Annotated in this window: 20 protein-coding genes; 1 reads left to right on the forward strand and 19 read right to left on the reverse strand. The window is 38.6% G+C overall.

Features of this window, described 5'->3' with window-relative positions:
- Window positions 1-14: 14 nt before the first annotated feature.
- The 18 genes from pyrE to QBE53_11775 all read right to left on the reverse strand — a co-directional run bounded on the left by pyrE (window position 15) and on the right by QBE53_11775 (window position 16,997).
- Window positions 15-689, reverse strand: coding sequence for an orotate phosphoribosyltransferase (pyrE, locus tag QBE53_11690; GenBank protein ID WZL80465.1), 675 nt, complete (start codon window positions 687-689; stop codon window positions 15-17).
- Between the two features lie 25 nt (window positions 690-714).
- Complete coding sequence (locus QBE53_11695) at window positions 715-1,617, reverse strand: dihydroorotate dehydrogenase (protein ID WZL80466.1); 903 nt, start codon at window positions 1,615-1,617, stop codon at window positions 715-717.
- Window positions 1,614-2,438, reverse strand: a complete 825-nt coding sequence (locus QBE53_11700; protein WZL80467.1) for a dihydroorotate dehydrogenase electron transfer subunit — start codon at window positions 2,436-2,438, stop codon at window positions 1,614-1,616. Before QBE53_11700 ends, QBE53_11695 begins: the two co-directional genes overlap by 4 nt.
- 3 nt (window positions 2,439-2,441) lie before the next feature.
- On the reverse strand, window positions 2,442-5,648 hold the full coding sequence (gene carB, locus QBE53_11705; protein WZL80468.1) for a carbamoyl-phosphate synthase large subunit: 3,207 nt from the start codon (window positions 5,646-5,648) through the stop codon (window positions 2,442-2,444).
- Complete coding sequence (gene carA / locus QBE53_11710; protein WZL80469.1) at window positions 5,641-6,711, reverse strand: glutamine-hydrolyzing carbamoyl-phosphate synthase small subunit; 1,071 nt, start codon at window positions 6,709-6,711, stop codon at window positions 5,641-5,643. The genes carB and carA overlap by 8 nt, the downstream gene beginning before the upstream one ends.
- A gap of 13 nt (window positions 6,712-6,724) precedes the next feature.
- Window positions 6,725-7,648, reverse strand: coding sequence for an orotidine-5'-phosphate decarboxylase (gene pyrF, locus QBE53_11715; GenBank protein WZL80470.1), 924 nt, complete (start codon window positions 7,646-7,648; stop codon window positions 6,725-6,727).
- Window positions 7,649-7,658: 10 nt separating this feature from the next.
- Window positions 7,659-8,936 (reverse strand): dihydroorotase, encoded by a 1,278-nt coding sequence (locus QBE53_11720; GenBank protein WZL80471.1) that lies wholly within the window; start codon window positions 8,934-8,936, stop codon window positions 7,659-7,661.
- A 20-nt stretch (window positions 8,937-8,956) separates the two neighbouring features.
- The gene (locus QBE53_11725) at window positions 8,957-9,157 is read right to left on the reverse strand and encodes a hypothetical protein (GenBank protein ID WZL80472.1); all 201 of its coding nucleotides are present in this window, start codon (window positions 9,155-9,157) and stop codon (window positions 8,957-8,959) included.
- 131 nt (window positions 9,158-9,288) lie between these two features.
- Complete coding sequence (locus QBE53_11730) at window positions 9,289-10,500, reverse strand: S-layer homology domain-containing protein (GenBank protein ID WZL80473.1); 1,212 nt, start codon at window positions 10,498-10,500, stop codon at window positions 9,289-9,291.
- A gap of 60 nt (window positions 10,501-10,560) precedes the next feature.
- Window positions 10,561-11,232, reverse strand: a complete 672-nt coding sequence (locus QBE53_11735) for a hypothetical protein (GenBank protein WZL80474.1) — start codon at window positions 11,230-11,232, stop codon at window positions 10,561-10,563.
- Complete coding sequence (locus tag QBE53_11740) at window positions 11,229-11,837, reverse strand: A24 family peptidase (protein WZL80475.1); 609 nt, start codon at window positions 11,835-11,837, stop codon at window positions 11,229-11,231. The genes QBE53_11735 and QBE53_11740 overlap by 4 nt, the downstream gene beginning before the upstream one ends.
- Window positions 11,838-11,925: 88 nt before the next feature.
- Window positions 11,926-12,486 carry a biotin transporter BioY gene (locus QBE53_11745; protein WZL80476.1) on the reverse strand — a complete coding sequence of 187 codons (561 nt, stop codon included), beginning with the start codon at window positions 12,484-12,486 and terminating at the stop codon, window positions 11,926-11,928.
- A gap of 80 nt (window positions 12,487-12,566) precedes the next feature.
- Window positions 12,567-12,902 carry a hypothetical protein gene (locus QBE53_11750; protein WZL80477.1) on the reverse strand — a complete coding sequence of 112 codons (336 nt, stop codon included), beginning with the start codon at window positions 12,900-12,902 and terminating at the stop codon, window positions 12,567-12,569.
- Window positions 12,903-12,917: 15 nt separating this feature from the next.
- The gene (locus tag QBE53_11755) at window positions 12,918-13,823 is read right to left on the reverse strand and encodes a 2-thiouracil desulfurase family protein (protein ID WZL80478.1); all 906 of its coding nucleotides are present in this window, start codon (window positions 13,821-13,823) and stop codon (window positions 12,918-12,920) included.
- Window positions 13,824-13,832: 9 nt separating this feature from the next.
- The gene (locus QBE53_11760; protein ID WZL80479.1) at window positions 13,833-14,435 is read right to left on the reverse strand and encodes a flavin reductase family protein; all 603 of its coding nucleotides are present in this window, start codon (window positions 14,433-14,435) and stop codon (window positions 13,833-13,835) included.
- An 89-nt stretch (window positions 14,436-14,524) separates the two neighbouring features.
- The gene (locus QBE53_11765; protein WZL80480.1) at window positions 14,525-14,764 is read right to left on the reverse strand and encodes a hypothetical protein; all 240 of its coding nucleotides are present in this window, start codon (window positions 14,762-14,764) and stop codon (window positions 14,525-14,527) included.
- A 15-nt stretch (window positions 14,765-14,779) separates the two neighbouring features.
- Window positions 14,780-15,964: a pyridoxal phosphate-dependent aminotransferase gene (locus tag QBE53_11770; protein WZL80481.1), complete on the reverse strand. Its 1,185-nt coding sequence runs from the start codon at window positions 15,962-15,964 to the stop codon at window positions 14,780-14,782.
- Window positions 15,965-16,019: 55 nt separating this feature from the next.
- Complete coding sequence (locus tag QBE53_11775) at window positions 16,020-16,997, reverse strand: zinc ABC transporter substrate-binding protein (GenBank protein WZL80482.1); 978 nt, start codon at window positions 16,995-16,997, stop codon at window positions 16,020-16,022.
- A 156-nt stretch (window positions 16,998-17,153) separates the two neighbouring features.
- Here QBE53_11775 and QBE53_11780 point away from each other — a divergent pair, with 156 nt between their 5' ends.
- Window positions 17,154-17,579 carry a Fur family transcriptional regulator gene (locus tag QBE53_11780; protein ID WZL80483.1) on the forward strand — a complete coding sequence of 142 codons (426 nt, stop codon included), beginning with the start codon at window positions 17,154-17,156 and terminating at the stop codon, window positions 17,577-17,579.
- On the opposite strand, the gene QBE53_11785 is transcribed toward QBE53_11780, so the two are convergent.
- Window positions 17,567-18,169: an acetate uptake transporter gene (locus QBE53_11785; protein WZL80484.1), complete on the reverse strand. Its 603-nt coding sequence runs from the start codon at window positions 18,167-18,169 to the stop codon at window positions 17,567-17,569. The two genes, QBE53_11780 and QBE53_11785, sit on opposite strands and share 13 nt — an antisense overlap.
- Between the last annotated feature and the right edge of the window lie 27 nt (window positions 18,170-18,196).

The following is an 18,196-nucleotide window of genomic DNA, read 5'->3' on the forward strand; positions in this document are numbered from 1 at the left end:
AACATATACTCAACTTATTTTATACCATATATAGAATAGTATTCATCAATACGTTCTTTTATCTCATCGTCAATATAGATAACCCCATCAATAGGGCGGTTATATAAATACTCGATAACTTCTTCCATAGTCACGATGGCCTGAGCTTTTATTCCATATTCTTGTTCAAGCTCTTTTAAAGCACTGATTTCATTTTGTCCTTTTTCCATTCGATCTACGGATATGATTAATCCGATAACATCAACATCCGCTTGCGCCTTTAACAAAGGAATGGTCTCTCGAATCGATGTTCCTGCAGTTGTGACATCTTCAATCAACAATACTTTTTGTCCGTCTTTTAGCGGTCCACCCAAAAGTACTCCTGCATCGCCATGGTCCTTAATCTCTTTGCGGCTAGAACAGTATTGAACATTAGATCCATAGGATATGCTTAATGAAATTGCTGTTGCAACACTTAACGGAATACCTTTATATGCTGGTCCAAATAACACATCAAATTCCGAGCCGAAATTATCTTTTATTGCTTTTGCATAGTAGTCACCCAATCGGTTAAGTTGTCGTCCTGTTCGATAATTTCCTGTGTTAATAAAAAATGGAGTCTTACGACCACTTTTCGTTGTAAAGTCTCCAAACGTTAACACGCCTGATTCGACCATAAATTCTATAAAGTCCAGTTTGTATGCGTCCATTAAAATCTTTCCCTTCGTTTAAGTCTTACTCTATTATACCAACAATTTCATTAATGTCTAGTAAATTATATGATTTCATATAGTTTGTCATTCCATCAAGGACATTCATTGTCGCTCTTGGATCCAGCAAATTAGCGGTTCCAACAGCAATTGCACTGGCACCTGCCATCATAAATTCAATAGCATCTTCTCCGGTCATAATACCACCCAGTCCAATAATAGGAAGATTACACGCTTTGGATACTTGATATACCATTCGCACCGCTACAGGCTTAATGGCAGGACCTGAGAATCCGCCTACTTTTCTTGCGAGCGTCGGCTTGCGTCGGTGAATATCGATTTGCATACCAATAAGAGTGTTGATTAGCGATAAACCATCGGCTCCTGCGCCTTCAACGGCTTTGGCAATCTCCGTTATATCGGTAACATTTGGACTTAATTTGACAATTAAGGGTTGTTTTGCCACCTTTTTTACTTCTGAGGTTACTAAGGCTGCCATCTTTGGATCCACACCAAAAGCGACACCACCTTCTTTGACATTAGGGCAAGATATATTCAATTCCAACATATCGACATCTGCATCGGACAACTTTTCAACCACATCACAGTATTCTTGAATAGTTCTTCCGGCTAGATTGACAATAATCTTCGTGTCATATTGACGTAAAAAAGGGATATCTTCTTTGATAAAAACATCTACACCCGGATTTTGAAGGCCAACTGAATTTAACATACCTCCATAAGTTTCTGCAATCCTTGGGGCCGGATTCCCTTTCCAAGGTGTACTGGCAACACCTTTTACAATCACTCCACCCACTTGGTTTAAATCAACAACCTCTGCATATTCCCTACCCGAGTTAAATGTTCCCGATGCTGTAAACACTGGATTTTTAAATTTTATGCCGCAAAATTCCACACCTAAATTCATGAAAAAATCACCTTTCTATAGTCGAATATCGGACCATCCTTACATACTTTCATATATTCAAAATCTTCATCCTGCTTTATCGCAACGACACACCCTACGCAACCGCCAAAGCCGCATCCCATGCGTTCTTCCAACGAGAACTCTCCTTGATAGTTTTGTCGGAGTCCAAAGGTTTGTAATCCTCTAAGCATAGGTGTCGGTCCACAAGCATATATATAATCAAAGGCTATATCTTTTTGTTCAAGTTCTTGTGCTTCCAGTAGACCAACTACATGACCGTGATAACCTTCTCGACCGGAATCAGTAGATACATAGACTTTGCCATAGGCTCTAAACTCCTGGGCCAAATAGACATCATCTCGAAACCCAAGAATAATGGTTAAGTCCACCTTATCTTGATAGTTACGTTTTAAGGTCTTAGCCAGTTCAAGCAAAGGTGGCGTCCCTACACCACCGCCCACGATTAAAATTTTTGCTGCTTCCTCTTTTGCCTCCCAAGCATCTTCTAAACTAAATCCGTGTCCAAGAGGTCCTAAGACATCGATGGTCTCACCTTCAGACATGTGGGAAAACAGACGTGTTCCACTGCCGACAACAGCATAAATCAAGCGCACCCAACCAGCTTGTTTATCCACCTCACAAATACTGATGGGGCGAGGCAGAAGCTTCGATTGATCCTTACAATACAAGTTAACAAACTGACCCGGTTTTGCCAAGTGGGCAATCTCTGGTGCTTGAATCTGCATTTCATATATTGATGGTTGGAGCATCGTATTTTTAATAATGGTATATTTTTTTCGTTCTAACGGATTATAACACATTGTCTATTCCCCCATATTGTAGACAGCCATTTTACTTTCATCGATTTTTGCTGCCAAAATTTTCAACATTCCTTTTGCCGTATCTAGAGACGTCAAAACTGGTACACTGGCTTCAATGGCTGCGCGTCGAATCATAAACCCTTCCCGCTTGGCATCATTGGCTTTTGTTGGTGTGTTAATAACCATCTGAATCATTCCGCTGCGAATGAGGTCTAGGACGTTAGGAACACCTTCACTAATTTTACGTGTTGTCTCCACTTCGATACCATTGGCACGTAAAACTTTCGCCGTTCCTTCCGTTGCGACAAACTTAAAGCCAAGTTCAGCAAATCCTTTTGCAATCGGGACAAAGTCTTCTTGATCATAAGGCTTAACGGTTGCCATAATGGTTCCTTTTTCTTTGATAACACCCATTCCTGAACCTACAAACCCTTTATATAGTGCTTCTTCAACTGTTTTCCCAATCCCTAGCACTTCCCCTGTCGATCGCATTTCAGGACCTAAGCTCACTTCAACATCCGGTAATTTTTGGGTGGAAAATACCGGTACTTTAATTGCAACAAAGTCTGCTTCTTTATATAAGCCAGTTCCATACTTCATATCAATCAGTTTTTCTCCAAGCATGGCCCGTGTCGCCAGTTCAATCATCGGTACGCCGGTCACCTTACTGATATAGGGCACTGTACGTGATGAGCGTGGATTCACTTCGATAATGAACAACTCTCCTTCATATTCAATGTATTGAATGTTGATCATTCCTGATACTTTCAGGGCTTTCGCCACTTTTGTGGTATCGCTAACAATCTGATCGACAATTTTTTGGGAGATATTTTGTGGTGGATAGATGCTGATACTGTCTCCCGAGTGAACACCTGCTTTTTCAAGATGTTCCATAATTCCGGGAATTAACACACTTTCACCATCGCAGATTGCATCTACTTCTATTTCACGTCCAATGAGGTAACGGTCAATGAGGACCGGATTCTTATGATCGCGTTCAAAGGCTTGGATTAAGTAGCGACGAAGCTGCTTTTCATCATAGGTAATCTCCATCCCTTGACCACCTAATACATAGCTAGGGCGAACAAGAACCGGATAGCCAAGTTTTTCAGCTTCGTCTAGCCCTTCCTCAAGCTTCCAAACGGCTTTCCCTTTAGGACGATTAATATTAAGTGCTTCCATTAAGGCATCAAACCGCTCCCGATCTTCTGCTTCATCAATCTGGTCCGGTTTGGTTCCTAAAATCGGCACTTGCATCTCATCTAAAAAGTTAGCTAGCTTAATCGCAGTCTGACCTCCAAACTGTAATATAACACCATCGGGATTTTCTTTTTCGATAATGTTAAGGACATCTTCTTCCGTTAATGGTTCAAAGTATAGCTTATCTGCCGTATCAAAATCCGTACTGACAGTTTCTGGATTATTGTTGGCAATAATCGTCTCAATACCGGCTTTTTTCAAGGCAATTATGCTGTGTACTGAACAATAGTCAAACTCGATCCCCTGTCCGATACGTATAGGACCCGAACCGATAACCAACACTTTTTTCTTGTCCGAAACCTGTACTTCGTCAAATTCATCGTATGTTGAGTAATAGTATGGGCTAATGGCTTCAAATTCGCCACCGCAGGTATCTACCATCTTAAAGACTGCTTGGATATTCAGTTCTTTTCTCTTTTTATAGATATCAATGGGTGAACACTGCACAAAGTCCGCAATTGCCTTGTCGGAAAATCCTTTTTTCTTAAGCATGCGTAATTGATCGACATCAAGTTCTTCTAAAGAACTGTCTCTTAGTTGTTCTTCTAATTGAACGATACCGTCAATTTTTTCGATGAAGAAGGGATCCATTCCTGTAATCTTGCAAATCTTATCTTTTCGATAACCACGGCGAAGCATCTCGGCAAGGTCAAACAGACGCTCATCATCCGGCACTTGCACTCGTCGCTTCAGTTCGTCCATTGAACGATTTTCCGCTTTTTTATGGTATAAGGAATATTGTCCGATCTCTAGGGACCGTACCGCTTTTAAAAGGGCTGCTTCAAGATTATTCCCGATGGCCATGACTTCACCTGTCGCCATCATTTTTGTCCCCAATGTCTTCTTCGCTCGGCGGAACTTATCAAAAGGCCACTTAGGTATTTTTACAACACAATAGTCAAGCGTTGGTTCAAAGCAAGCTTGTGTCTTTTTCGTTACTGCATTTTGGATCTCATCTAGACGAAATCCTAAGGCCAACTTGGCACTGACTTTGGCAATCGGGTAACCGGTCGCCTTACTCGCTAGTGCGGAAGAACGGCTCACGCGAGGGTTTATCTCAATGACCGCGTATTCAAAGCTTTCCGGATGCAGTGCCAGCTGAACATTACATCCACCAATGATACCGACTTCATTGATAATGTCTAGGGATGCTTTTCGAAGCAACTGATATTCAACATCTGACAGGGTTTGTGAGGGTGCTACAACAATACTGTCTCCAGTATGGACACCAACCGGATCGATGTTTTCCATATTACACACCGTGATGGAGTTTCCCGCTGCATCACGCATGACTTCATACTCGACTTCTTTCCACCCTTTAATGGATTTTTCTAGAAGGACTTGTCCAACGCGGCTTAGCTGTAAGCCTGTAGCTAAGATTTGCTTAAGCTCTTCCTTATCTTCAGCAATTCCTCCACCGGATCCTCCAAGCGTATAGGCCGGACGTACAACCACTGGATAGCCGATTTGATTGGCAAATTCAACGCCATCTTCTAAACTGGTGACAATCTTACTTTCAATAACCGGTTGTCCAATACGTTCCATTAGCTTTTTAAAGTCGTCTCTGTCTTCTCCTTCTTTGATAGATTCAATGGAGGTTCCAATAACCCGTACATTATACTTTTCCAAAATACCTTTGTCATGAAGTTCAACCGCAATATTTAGTCCTGTTTGTCCGCCCATTCCGGCAATAACGCTGTCCGGTCTTTCTTCTTTAATCACCTTTTCTAAAAATTCAATAGTCAAGGGTTCAATATATATTTTATCTGCAACTTCTTTATCCGTCATAATCGTTGCAGGATTTGAGTTCACTAAAACAGTCGTCACACCTTCTTCTCGAAGTGCTTGACAAGCTTGGGTTCCTGAGTAGTCAAATTCTGCCGCTTGACCGATGATAATTGGTCCAGAACCGATAACAAGAACTTTTTTTATAGATAAATCTTTAGGCATGATGTTCTCCTTTCATAAGTGCAACAAATTCATCAAAGATTGGGTCGGTGTCATGAGGACCCGGACACGCTTCGGGATGAAACTGTATGGAATAGATTCGATTGCTGTGATCTTTCATTCCTTCAACCGTTTGATCATTGAGGTTGATATGGGTTACCTCAATGCCTTCTGGTAAAGTCTCGGCTTCTACAACGTATCCGTGATTTTGCGATGTAATCATCACTCGTCCTGTCTGAAGATCTTTAACCGGATGGTTAGCACCACGATGACCAAATTTAAGTTTTGTGGTGTTGGCACCCATTGCTAAAGCCAAGATTTGATGACCTAGGCAAATACCCGTCATTGGTTTTTTCCCAATGAGTTTTTTAACTTCTTTGATGCCTTCTTCTAAGTCTTTTGGATCGCCAGGTCCATTGGACAAAAAGATACCGTCCGGGTTCTCCTTGAGAATCTCCTCTGCTGTAGCACTTGCCGGAAAAATTGTCATTGCACACTGGCGGCTTTGAAAAGAACGTACAATATTATTTTTCATACCGTAATCAATCATCGCTATATGAGGTCCTTCCCCCGGTATATGTGTTACCTCCGGTCGGCTCACTTCTGCAACTGCCCTTGTATTATTAAAACTTTCAATTTTACTTTTGATTTGACTTTCGGTCAGTTCTCGAACAGCAATGATTCCTCGCATGGTTCCAACATTACGAATAATTTTTGTAAGCGCTCGTGTATCGATACCTTCAAGACCAATAATCTTATTTTTTCGCATATAGTCTTCCAGCTCAAATTCACATCGCCAGTTGCTAGGGTTCTTGCAGTTTTCTCGAACAATAAAGCCGCGAACTTTTACAGAGCTTGATTCGATATCATCAATATTGATGCCATAATTTCCAATTAATGGATAGGTCATGGTTACGATTTGTCCATAATAAGAAGGGTCGGTCAACACTTCCTGATAACCTGTCATCCCTGTATTAAAAACAACTTCTCCAATGGTTTCTTTCATATAGCCAAATGCTTTTCCATGAAATACCATGCCATTTTCTAAAATCAATTGTGCTTTCATATATTGTCCTTTCTTATATAACCCGGTTCAAATCATTTTTCATATCAATAACGGCTTGCCGCGATGCCTTTGCAAAATCAACAACCGAAAAGTCCTTCTTGTATTTTGGATTATTGTAAGCTGCAATGATCCCGCGTGATGAATTTACAATTGCCCCTAATCCGTCCTTATTAAAGCATCCAGCCAAATCTTCTGCTGTTGCCCCTTGAGCTCCATATCCAGGAACCAAGAAGAAGGTATGTGGCATTTGTTTTCTTAATGCAATGCCTTGTTCTTTATGTGTTGCTCCCACAACCGCTCCAATTTTTGAAAATCCATAGTCGCCAATCATATCTTGTCCCCATTGGCTAACAAGTTGCCCCACATACTCATACATGTATTGGTCACCGACACGTAAATCCTGGATTTGACCACTGTTAGGATTTGATGTCTTAACCAAGAGGAAAAGGCCTTTGTTGCGATTTTTACATGCATCGAAGTAGGGTTCCACTGAGTCAATACCTAAAAACGGATTCAAGGTGATAAAATCTTCCTTGTAGACTTCAAAGTGTTCTTCTTCAACTTGTACAAGCCCAATATGTCCTTGTGCGTAGGATGTAGCTGTTGAAGCAATATCACTTCGCTTAATATCTCCGATAATCACGAGGCCTTTTGATTTTGCATATTCAATGGTTTCTATATACGCTGCAATCCCTTCAGCACCTAACTGTTCATACATGGCAACTTGAGGTTTGACGGCAGGAATCAGGTCATATACTTCATCGATAATGGCTTTATTAAACGCCAAATAGCTCTGTGCAGCTGCTTTTAAAGTTTTTCCGTACTTATCATAGGCCTCTTCTTTAATATGGTTTGGTACTAAATCTAATCGTGGGTCCAAACCAACCACCGTTGGGTTATTCGTTTCTTTAATTTTTTGAATCATTTGATCAATCATAAGTGCCTCCTTAATCTCTATAAACTATTTTTCCATTGACAATTGTATATTTAATACGCCCATTGACTGTTTTGCCAATAAAAGGCGTGTTTTTGCTTTTGGATGCAATATCTTCTTCTTTAAAAACATACTCTGCATCAGGATCAATGATGGTGATATCCGCAATGCTTCCTGGGGAAAGTGTTCCTTTATCTATACCAAGTATTTTGGCCGGATTATATGTAATCTTTTCTACAAACTGGGTCGGTGTCAACCAACCTTTTTTTACTAATTCAGTAATGCTTAAGGGAATCATAGTTTCTAATCCAATGATTCCATTGGGTGCCTGTGCATAAGCTTGATTTTTCTCATCTATATGATGCGGAGCATGATCGGTTGCTATAACACAAATAACATCCTCTTTGAGTGCCTGTTTGATGGCATCTACATCTTCTTGTGACCGAAGTGGCGGGTTCATTTTTGTATAAGTATCTATTCCATCTACTGCTTGATCTGTGAGGGTAAAATGATGAGGACACACTTCTGCCGATAGGTCTGTTCCTTTTTCTTTAGCCGTGCGGATAAGTTCCACACTATTTTTTGTACTGACATGGCATAAGTGCAAACGGGCTTGAACCGCTTGTGCCAATTGAATATCCCTTGCTGTAATAATGTCTTCTGCTTCATTAGGTATTCCTATAAGACCAAGTTTGTCCGCTTGTTCTCCTGCATTCATCGCCCCACCTGCTAGGGCTTCATCTTCACAATGGGACATGATCGGAATCCCTAGTTCCTTGGCAATAATCATGGCCTCCTTTAACAACTTACTATTCATAACGCTGCGCCCATCTTCGCTGATGCCACAGATGCCTGCTTCATGCATTTCTTTGATGTCTGCCAAGACATCGCCTTGTTGCCCTTGGGTAATCGCCCCGATTTGAAGAACATTTACGATTGCTTCTTTTTTCGCCTTCGCATATACGAAGTCAACCATTGCTTTATTGTCAATCACCGGCTTCGTATTTGGCATCGCACACACCGTTGTTACACCACCCTTTGCAGCACTAAGCGACCCGGTATGCATCGTTTCTTTGTATTCAAACCCCGGTTCTCGTAAATGTACATGTAAATCTATCGCTCCAGGTATAACCCAACAACCTTTGGCATCAATCACCTCATGAGACACACTGTTTTTTTCTACTTCTAGGTTCTTATCAACCTTTATGATTTTTTCATCTTCAATAACTACATCCATTACTGTATCAATATTGTTTGCCGGGTCAATAATACGTCCGTTTTTTATAAGCATCTTTTCTACCTCCTGAACGATTAAAAAGCAATAGAATCAACATACGTTGATACTATTGCTTTCATATATAATGGGAAAACTCCAAAGGAAGACATTGCATCTAAGAAAATAGATACTGCCTCTACTGTTTTTGTGCTTCCCATCTGTATTTTATTGTCGTTGTCTTTTTTCTTTTGCATACCATTTAGGGCATAACAAAAGCACGCACTGATGTCTCGCATCTGAATTCTCCCTTTCTGGTCTCTCTGTACCAAACTTAAAGGTTGTTATGCATACTTGCTTAATCTTTATCGTTTACATTTTTATCAATACTATCATATGTAATTTCAAAAGTCAAGCAAGTATCTTGGTTTTATTCTTCGATAGCGTCAAACAACATTTCTTGTGTATCTATATTCTCGTAGAATAGTGCATTGTATGAAATATAACTCATCATACGACGTGTAAACATATCCGAACTATTTTCTGTATATGCATACGCACGTACATCATCTGCATATAATCCTTCTTCAATCGCTTTTTCAATAGACGCATTCCATACAAAGTCGCCGTCTCGATCAGAATATCCAAGAGCTCTTAACACAAGTGTCGTATATTGAGCTTCTGTCATCTGAGCGCTGGCTCCATATAACGTATCTGATATACCATTAACTAATCCCATATGTTGAAGGTAGTTGATTGTATCTTCTGCCCATGCCGGAACATCTGAAAATCCAGATTCATAATTTGGGTTTTCTTGCGCAAAAGCTTTAATTTCATCTTCTAAACCAAGAAGTCTAGAATACATAATCGCTCCTTCTGTTCGTGTAAGCTCTCTATCAAGCTCTAATCCCAACTCTGTTCCTTTAAGATATCCCATTGCTTCTAATGCTTCTCCATGATAATCACGGCTTGTTAAGTCAAGGTCCAAAGACTCTTCTAACTCACGACGTAATGGGTTTTCACTTGGTGCTATCTCAACGCGAACTTCTAAAAATCCAAACTGACGCTCTGGAGCCTCAGCAAAAATTTCTTCTGTAAAATCCCAAGTATACACATCACCATCAACATCGTCTGCATTGTGATTAATCACTTCAAAATCTGTTTCAAAGGAATAGACAAATGCGCCTCCCATAGCTTTAAACATTGTTGACATATCATCCATCTCTTCATTAGCCACCTCTTCATTAACTTCACTAAGAGGAATCTCAAATCGATAAACGCCATCTCCTTGGTATGTCCAAGATAAATCTTCTGTTTGAGCAATTTCACTAAAAGCAATCAAAGCATCTTCAAACGTAATTGTATATTCTTCTCCAACAAACAACATATCATCTTTGTAATACTCTAGTGGAATCATCTCCATTTGAGCATTCATATCATCCATTTGCGTGCTGTCAAAAAAATCTGATTCCATACCTGTTGTCTCTTCTTCACCCATAAGACTTTGGTTCACTGCCATTGCTACATTCATGCCGCCTGTTCCGTCTTGTTTTAGTGTAAATCCTAAGCGAACATCCATACATCCTGAAAACATCATCATTGCAACAAGTAGTCCAAATACTGCTATTAATTTTTTTTGCATAATTTACCTCTTTCCTTTATTGTATTATCATCTCCACTTGTCATTATAATATGGATACGGCTAAAAATCTATAATTTTATTTTTATTTATCGCTTCAATATTAAAGTTTTTTATTGGTCGAATTGTCCCGTTAAAAGTGATTATTTTGTCCATCTGTATTTCCGCTGTAATGCTACGTATATTGCCCCATCCATCCACCACCAAGGTATAATCCACTATTATTTTTTGGGCCTGTATGGTGTGCACACTACTGCCGGTCACCACATAACCTCCAACCAGACGCTGGTTAATTGTCATAAGTTTAAATTGGGGTTCATTCCATTGTTCAACCTCATCGAGTAAACTGTTCAGATCCAAGTTTTGAATTTCATCTTCTTGCTGTCCCAAATCCATTCTATAGACTTGTGGTATAACATCCCCCATCTGTATATATAATCCATTGTCTTGCACCATCCCATGGATATGGATAAGTTCTACTTCAAGCTGATCGGATGTGACCATCCCTTTGAATCTATGCTCATCATCTTGTTGAAGCCACTCATAGCTTCCCTCCACCTGCATTCCTTCATAATCTAGAGTATAATCAATCTCTAGCCCTTCATAAGATTGTATTGTACTGATTATATATCTTATTCGCTCTTCATCATCAAGCATCCATGGCAAGAATCCTATAAGATAAACCAACGTCATTGCTAACATTAAAAGTGACAATAAACCTATGCCTTTTTTCATGATACCATCACCTCACCGAATAAATATATGATAAAACTTAGGGTCATTGCCGGCATAAACGGTATTTGCGTATGTTTGCCCACCCGTCGACATGCAAATAGTACTACGCAAAAAACTCCATTTAAAACAAAGCTTGTAAATACAATGAGCATGGCTACCTCTACTCCTGTCCACAAAACAAGTAGGCCACACATAATCATATCTCCATATCCAATAACATGGTTAAGGTATCTTTTGACAATCCAAGTGCATAATACAATAGTAATGAATACTACAATATCCATCGTCCGTATTGTTGTCCGTAAAACGCTATGATAAATGATAATAATTGGCGTCAATGCTATAATGGGAAGTATGAGTATTTGTCTGCTAATCATATCCGATATTAATTCAAAAATAATTAATGTAAATAAAATATACATCATTAAATCTTGAGAATCTATATATGAATCCACTATAACAAAACGCAAAACTGCTACTACCATGTAAAATACAATAATATAGTATTTCTTAGTGTTGTGACGCCCTTCTTTATCGATTTGTGCAAAACTCGCTAGAATACATAGTGCCGATAGAATAATCGACATTAGAAAAAAAATAGTCATTATCTCGCCCTCCCGATTAGAGTCTAACAGACTTAAAATCGTTCAGCAAGAGAAAATGACTGTTTGTGCATAATATAGGTCTAAGTCCTTATACTGTTACATAACCTGTGCGCCGTAATATGGGTATAACATAGGTAGCAGAATATGCCGCTAACATTACTAAAACCAAATCCTTAATCATATATGGAAACATAATAACAAAAACTTGAGAAAATGCTATCCCAGATTCACTGAACCATTGAAGTATCCAGTAAAAGTAAATATTTCCGATAAGATATGCCGCAGCATATCCGGCAAGTACAACACCCATTATTGATTGAAAGCGAATACTTCGCAGCTTTTCAATCCCGAGCCCTATAATAGATGCACAAACCATGAAACCAAGAATATATCCAAAGGTACTTTTAAAAATATACTGCACTCCTCCTCCAAGCGAAAACACCGGCATTCCCGCAAGTCCTATAAGGATATAAATAAACTGGGATAAAAATCCTTTTTTGGCTCCAAGTAAAATCCCCGCATATACCGCAAAAAATAATTGGAATGTTAACGGTACTCCAAAGGGTGTTGGAAAGCTTAACTTTGCCCCAACAACCATTAAAGCAGTAAAAAGTCCTATCAAAAGCATATCTCGAGTCGTTAATTTCATATACGTTCCTCCTATAAATTATAGGGATAGTATACGTCCTCTTCGCTCAATTGTCAACCTTTTTATTTTAAGGTTAACAATTAACCATATATTTCATTGATGATAAGAATTTTCCCTCCAGTAGATTGAATCTCCATAGCTAAGTGAGGTGTCTCTTGTTTATATGTCTCGGTATAATTATCCAGTAAAGACAAGCTCATTTTTCCTTTTACCTTTACATACCACTCTTTAGGTACTAGTACGCGAACATTACTGCCTTTAACTGTTAATTTAAGTTTACATGGGCTATTGCCTTTTTTCACATGTCGATAATCTAGTGTTATATTACTTAGGCACACGGATGTATCCACATTGGTATCGACAGGTTTTAGATGGAGATGTTCATGCTTAAGACATTTTTTTATTTTTTTTTGCATTGTCATCATTTTCTCCTAACATAGTTTATATGTGTGACCAGAGCTAATCATAAATTTTTCAAAATCCGGAAATGTTATCTCAAGGGTTTCATCATTTTGATTTGGATGAAACGAAATATTTTGCTCATGATCAAAATCTCGGTCAATATAGACTTCGACTTCATGGTTAACATCATTAATCAAAGCAAATGCGCTTACAGAGCCTGGTTCAACCTGTAAATAGTTGTTTAAGCGTTTGGGTGAAGCAAAAGATAAGCGCCCTAAATCATTGTCTTGTCCAAATTGCTTTAAATTAAATGGACGGTTATGTTCCAGAATAACGAGAAAATGCCTGTCCCCTTTTTTATTCCGTAAAAAAAGGTTTTTGCATTGTTGTGCTTGAATATTAATCTCCATTTTATTGGCCTCTTCCACCGTAAAGACCGGTTCATGTTCATGCTTAGTAAATGCAATTCCATGACTTCCAAGAAAATCATATACTTTGATCTTTTTATAAGGCGCTGTCTCTGAAGAAAATACTTGAATCCCATTATCTGACAATAGTTTTGCCGTAATTCCCATACCTGAAATTAACTGACTGTCAAAAAAACCGCTGTATATATATTGGCTTCCACATGAGGGGCTTTTATCTTTTAGTATTGCATATGCAATGTTATGCTTCTTACAAAGGTTAAGCGTCTGCTTTGCCCCTTCGCTAAACTGTGCAGTAAAATCATTTCCATCTTTTGAATATACATTTTTATGTGCACCCTCGTCTTTTATTTCCATAGGTATCCTTGGTGTAGGCAATCCCGCTATAACCTCCGGACAGACTTTAAGTATTTTGGACGTGGCTAATTCACGTACTGCTTCTTCATTGATCGCTGCCTTACCATCATAGCGGCAGGGATTTCCCATTATACAACTGCTAACAAGAATCATACTTTTCTCCTAACTCTTTGATGTTTTTCTATTTTTTCCTTTTTGTTTTTTCTTTTTTTGAACCGAATATCCGAACTTTCCAAGCGCTTCCCCTAAGCCAAAATACTGACCATGACTATATACTATAGGTTTCGCATGATCCAAATGAAACTTATTATGCTCATCCAAATATTTTTCATCTACATGTACATTAACGACTTTTGCTAAAAACATATGATGGGATCCCAGTTCTTGAACATCCACCGTTTGACACTCAATATTTACCGGACTATCTTTTAGCAAGGGCGCTTTAATAATATCCCCAATATCATACTTTAACCCCAGCACACTTAATTTATCTTCATGACTTCCACTGCGAACTCCACAATAATCTGTAGCAAAAGCCATATCCTGGGTTGTAAGGTTTATTACAAATCCACCTTGTCTTTTGATAATGTCATAAGAGTGTCGTGAGGGTCGAACGGAAATATACGTCATCGGTGGGTTTGTACACACCGTTCCTGTCCAGGCTATGGTTAATCCATTATATTCAGTTTCATTTTCTCCACACGTAACGATTACTGAGGGTAGTGGATATAACATATTTCCCGGTTTCCAAGTTTGTTTACTCATCTATTACCTCCTAGAATTCTAAAAAGCTAGACATTCATAACCAATGAAAGTCTAGCTTTATTAATGAATGTTCGTGACGATGTCAATAACTAGTTAATTTCTTCACGTTGAATAAAAGCAGTTGCACGTTCTTCAAATAGAAAAAAAGCAATAGCATCTTTAGGTTCTGCTTTAAACCCACCTTCTTGTGCAATAATTTTCATAAGCGCAAGAATTTCCATCTGCAAAGTATCGGCTAACATACTAACCGAAAGCTTTTCTTCGTTTTCAACTGCATATACAATATATCCCACCGGTTCGTTTGAAATCTGATATTCTACCTTCGTCATATAATCACTCCAAATCTACTGATATCTTTGCCAAAGTTTTGTAAATGCAGGTAAGGAGTTTTTAACACGTTGATATGAAATGCAGTAAGCTATTCTTACATATCCTGGACAGCCAAAAGCACTTCCTGGGACTAACAACAAGTTATATTCTTTTGCATCTATACAAAATTGTCGATCATCTTCAATCGGAGTTTTTACAAACAAATAAAATGCACCTTGTGGTTCTAGGCAATCAAATCCGGTTTTCGTTAAATGTTCAAAGAGCAAGTCCCTATTTTTTTTATAAATACTTACATCCACTTCCGAGCCTAATGTCTTGGCGATGACACGTTGAAACAGTGACGGTGCGTTGACAAATCCAAGAATACGATTCGCCACGTTTAAACCGCCTAGGGTCTCATCTACATGAGCCATTTGGGGATGAACTACAATATAGCCTATACGCTCTCCAGGCAGGGATAAGGATTTTGAATATGAATAACCGACAAATGTATTCTGATAATAGTTTAAGAGATATGGCACTTCTATATCATCATATACCAATTCTCTATACGGCTCATCTGAAATCAAATAAATTGTCGTATTGTATTGTTCTTGCTTCTCATTGAGGACTTTTGCCATTTGGGTAAGGGTCTGACTGCTATAGATAACACCTGTTGGATTGTTTGGTGAATTAATAATCACAGCCTTTGTTTTGGGTGTGATTACTTCTCTTAGCCCTTCAATATCCGGTTGAAAGGTTTCTGTATTTGGTGGAACCACAATAAGGTGTCCATCATAATTATTTACATAGTGTCCATACTCGGTAAAATACGGCGCAAATGTAATAACTTCTTCCCCAGGATTAAGTATGGTCTTAAGAATAATATTAAGTCCACCTGCGGCCCCCACTGTCATAACAACATGGCGTCCACTAACATCTGTATGATAGTTTTTATTTGTATATGCCGCAATTGCCTCTCGAACATCCTCAAAACCGGAATTGTTCATATATCCATGAACACGATTTGGGGATTCTTCATTGAGAATCTCTATAATTGCATCCTTGACCTCTTTGGGCGGTTCAACATTTGGATTGCCCAAACTAAAATCATATACATTCTCTATCCCGTCACGTTCAGCTAAAAGCTTTCCTTCTTCGAACATGGCACGGATTAACGAACTGCCAGCAACCAGCTTTTTCATTTTATCTGAAATCATGAATAACCTCCAACGCACTTTTCTCATAGTTTATCATATTTTCAGATAATTGTCATTATGACTTTGTGGAAAGCACCTTTTCAAACGCCTCCAAAATCGTTTGAATATTATCAATATATTGTTCTGATAACGGTGCCACTTTAACCGTAGCGCCATTGATTTCTTTAGCAATAGTTTCCGCCTGTGAGCTATCAAACTCTTCTTGATAAAAAACAAATTTAATTTCATTTTCCTTCGCAAAATCAATAACCTCTTCAATACGTTTTGCTGAGGCTTCTTTTCCGTTTTCTTCTATAGCAATCATGTCCAATTCATAATCATCTGCAAAATAACCAAAAGCAGGATGATAAATAATAAATGGCTCATGTGCATACTCTGATAGAGTATCTTTAATTTGCGTATCCAGTCCTTCTAATTCACGAATATATTTTGCACCATTTTGAGCAAATGTATCTGCATGCTCAGGGTATATCTTTGATAACTCATCAACAATCACCTCGATCATGACCATAACTCTTTTTGGTGATAACCAAATATGTGGATCTATGCCTTCATGTTGATGATCATGATCGTCTTCAACATGTTCATCTTCATCATGGTCGTCTCCGTCATGATTTTCTTCGTCATGTTCATCTTCGTCATGATCATGCCCTGCGTCAAACTCCCTTGTTGGATATACTTTTGCAACTTCAGAACATAAATCAACCACTTGAACGTCTTCATTAAAGTCTTCTAATCTCGGCAATATATTTGCCTTTTCCGCTGTCACGCCAATGGCAAAATAGATATCCGCATCTGATAGACCTTGAAGTTCTTTTGGAGACGGTTGATAATTCGTCTCACTATATCCTGGCGGAATCATCACAGTTACATCCACCAAGTCTTTTGCTACGGCCTCGACAAAGTCCTTTTGCGGTCCAATAGATACTGCTACAGAGGCTTTTTTTGCTTCCTCTTCTTGCGTACATCCTATTATTGCCATACTGAGTATGACGATTATTGTCAACAAACCAAATATTTTAAATTTTTCCATAAATCTACATCTCCACCTTTCTAATTGCAAGTCACTTGCATTTAACTTGTTTTTACTATATCACATCTCTTTATTTTGTCAAGTTTCTTTTTTTGCGAAAACACAGTATAATAGGACTATGACAACATTTAATAATTAAGCGAAAGGAGTTCTATCATGGACTTTCAAAATATAAAGGACGTTCTGCAAAAAAATAACTTTAAAATCACAAAACAAAGAGAGTATATTCTTGATGTATTAATCACCAATCAACATACTCTCTTATCTGCCGAAACAATTTTAAATTCAGTTCGGGAAAAATTCCCTTCAATTAATCTTACAACGATTTATCGAAATCTTGATCAACTCACGCTCCTTGGAGTGCTTGCTATGTTTGCAACCGATGATGGTATCGCACGCTACAAATTAACTTGCGCTGATCATCACCATCATCACATCATCTGCCAACACTGCGGCAAGGTAAAAATGATAGACTACTGCCCCTTAGAGACGTTATCTGCTCTAGCGTTAGAACAAGGCTTCCACCTAAGCGACCATAAGATTGAACTTTATGGGCTGTGCGATGAATGCTATACACGATAAAAAGCTTTTCCTAGCGGTAGCACTGTTTTTTTGAACTGCGTATTAATAACAACTGCTGCTGATCCATAAAATGATAAAATAGCAATCAAAAATTCAGCTACTGCTGCCACCATATGCATCGTGTCATGCATAATGCCTAGTGTTGATAAAGACAACCCTAAAAACAAGAAATCAATAAGAACAAAAATGAAAAACAAATTTTTATTTGTTGTTAATGCACCTATTGTCATATACAATGTAAAAATCAGATACCCAATAAATGCAATGCCTAATTGCTTAGTATCCACAGTACTCATGAGCTTTTCCCCAAAGATTCCGGCTTGAATCATCCAAGAAAACGCAACACTATACCAAAAAAACGCATATGCTCCAAAGGCTGTGGCACCAAAGAGATTGTTCTTTTTCGCATCTTGAATGCAAGCATATAGCTGGGCGCTAGCTCCTAAAAAAATCGCCCAAGGAATAATAAATGAAACTCCCGATGTTAATCCTAATTTTTGAGAGGATGCCACAAGTGTTACCATTGCTAATCCAAACAATCCAATAGGTGTTGGATCCGCAACTACAATTTTTCTTTCTTCCATATTCATCTCCATTCTACCCAAAGCGGTAGTTCA

Source organism: Vallitaleaceae bacterium 9-2, assembly GCA_038396585.1.
Taxonomy (GTDB): domain Bacteria; phylum Bacillota; class Clostridia; order Lachnospirales; family Vallitaleaceae; genus UBA1351.

Bases quoted from the DNA above. Each gene is read 5' to 3' on its own strand.
- pyrE (WZL80465.1), bottom strand. From the start codon at position 689: ATGGACGCATACAAACTGGACTTTATAGAATTTATGGTCGAATCAGGC.
- QBE53_11695 (WZL80466.1), bottom strand. From the start codon at position 1,617: ATGAATTTAGGTGTGGAATTTTGCGGCATAAAATTTAAAAATCCAGTG.
- QBE53_11700 (WZL80467.1), bottom strand. From the start codon at position 2,438: ATGTGTTATAATCCGTTAGAACGAAAAAAATATACCATTATTAAAAAT.
- carB (WZL80468.1), bottom strand. From the start codon at position 5,648: ATGCCTAAAGATTTATCTATAAAAAAAGTTCTTGTTATCGGTTCTGGA.
- carA (WZL80469.1), bottom strand. From the start codon at position 6,711: ATGAAAGCACAATTGATTTTAGAAAATGGCATGGTATTTCATGGAAAA.
- pyrF (WZL80470.1), bottom strand. From the start codon at position 7,648: ATGATTGATCAAATGATTCAAAAAATTAAAGAAACGAATAACCCAACG.
- QBE53_11720 (WZL80471.1), bottom strand. From the start codon at position 8,936: ATGCTTATAAAAAACGGACGTATTATTGACCCGGCAAACAATATTGAT.
- QBE53_11725 (WZL80472.1), bottom strand. From the start codon at position 9,157: ATGCGAGACATCAGTGCGTGCTTTTGTTATGCCCTAAATGGTATGCAA.
- QBE53_11730 (WZL80473.1), bottom strand. From the start codon at position 10,500: ATGCAAAAAAAATTAATAGCAGTATTTGGACTACTTGTTGCAATGATG.
- QBE53_11735 (WZL80474.1), bottom strand. From the start codon at position 11,232: ATGAAAAAAGGCATAGGTTTATTGTCACTTTTAATGTTAGCAATGACG.
- QBE53_11740 (WZL80475.1), bottom strand. From the start codon at position 11,837: ATGACTATTTTTTTTCTAATGTCGATTATTCTATCGGCACTATGTATT.
- QBE53_11745 (WZL80476.1), bottom strand. From the start codon at position 12,486: ATGAAATTAACGACTCGAGATATGCTTTTGATAGGACTTTTTACTGCT.
- QBE53_11750 (WZL80477.1), bottom strand. From the start codon at position 12,902: ATGCAAAAAAAAATAAAAAAATGTCTTAAGCATGAACATCTCCATCTA.
- QBE53_11755 (WZL80478.1), bottom strand. From the start codon at position 13,823: ATGATTCTTGTTAGCAGTTGTATAATGGGAAATCCCTGCCGCTATGAT.
- QBE53_11760 (WZL80479.1), bottom strand. From the start codon at position 14,435: ATGAGTAAACAAACTTGGAAACCGGGAAATATGTTATATCCACTACCC.
- QBE53_11765 (WZL80480.1), bottom strand. From the start codon at position 14,764: ATGACGAAGGTAGAATATCAGATTTCAAACGAACCGGTGGGATATATT.
- QBE53_11770 (WZL80481.1), bottom strand. From the start codon at position 15,964: ATGATTTCAGATAAAATGAAAAAGCTGGTTGCTGGCAGTTCGTTAATC.
- QBE53_11775 (WZL80482.1), bottom strand. From the start codon at position 16,997: ATGGAAAAATTTAAAATATTTGGTTTGTTGACAATAATCGTCATACTC.
- QBE53_11780 (WZL80483.1), top strand. From the start codon at position 17,154: ATGGACTTTCAAAATATAAAGGACGTTCTGCAAAAAAATAACTTTAAA.
- QBE53_11785 (WZL80484.1), bottom strand. From the start codon at position 18,169: ATGAATATGGAAGAAAGAAAAATTGTAGTTGCGGATCCAACACCTATT.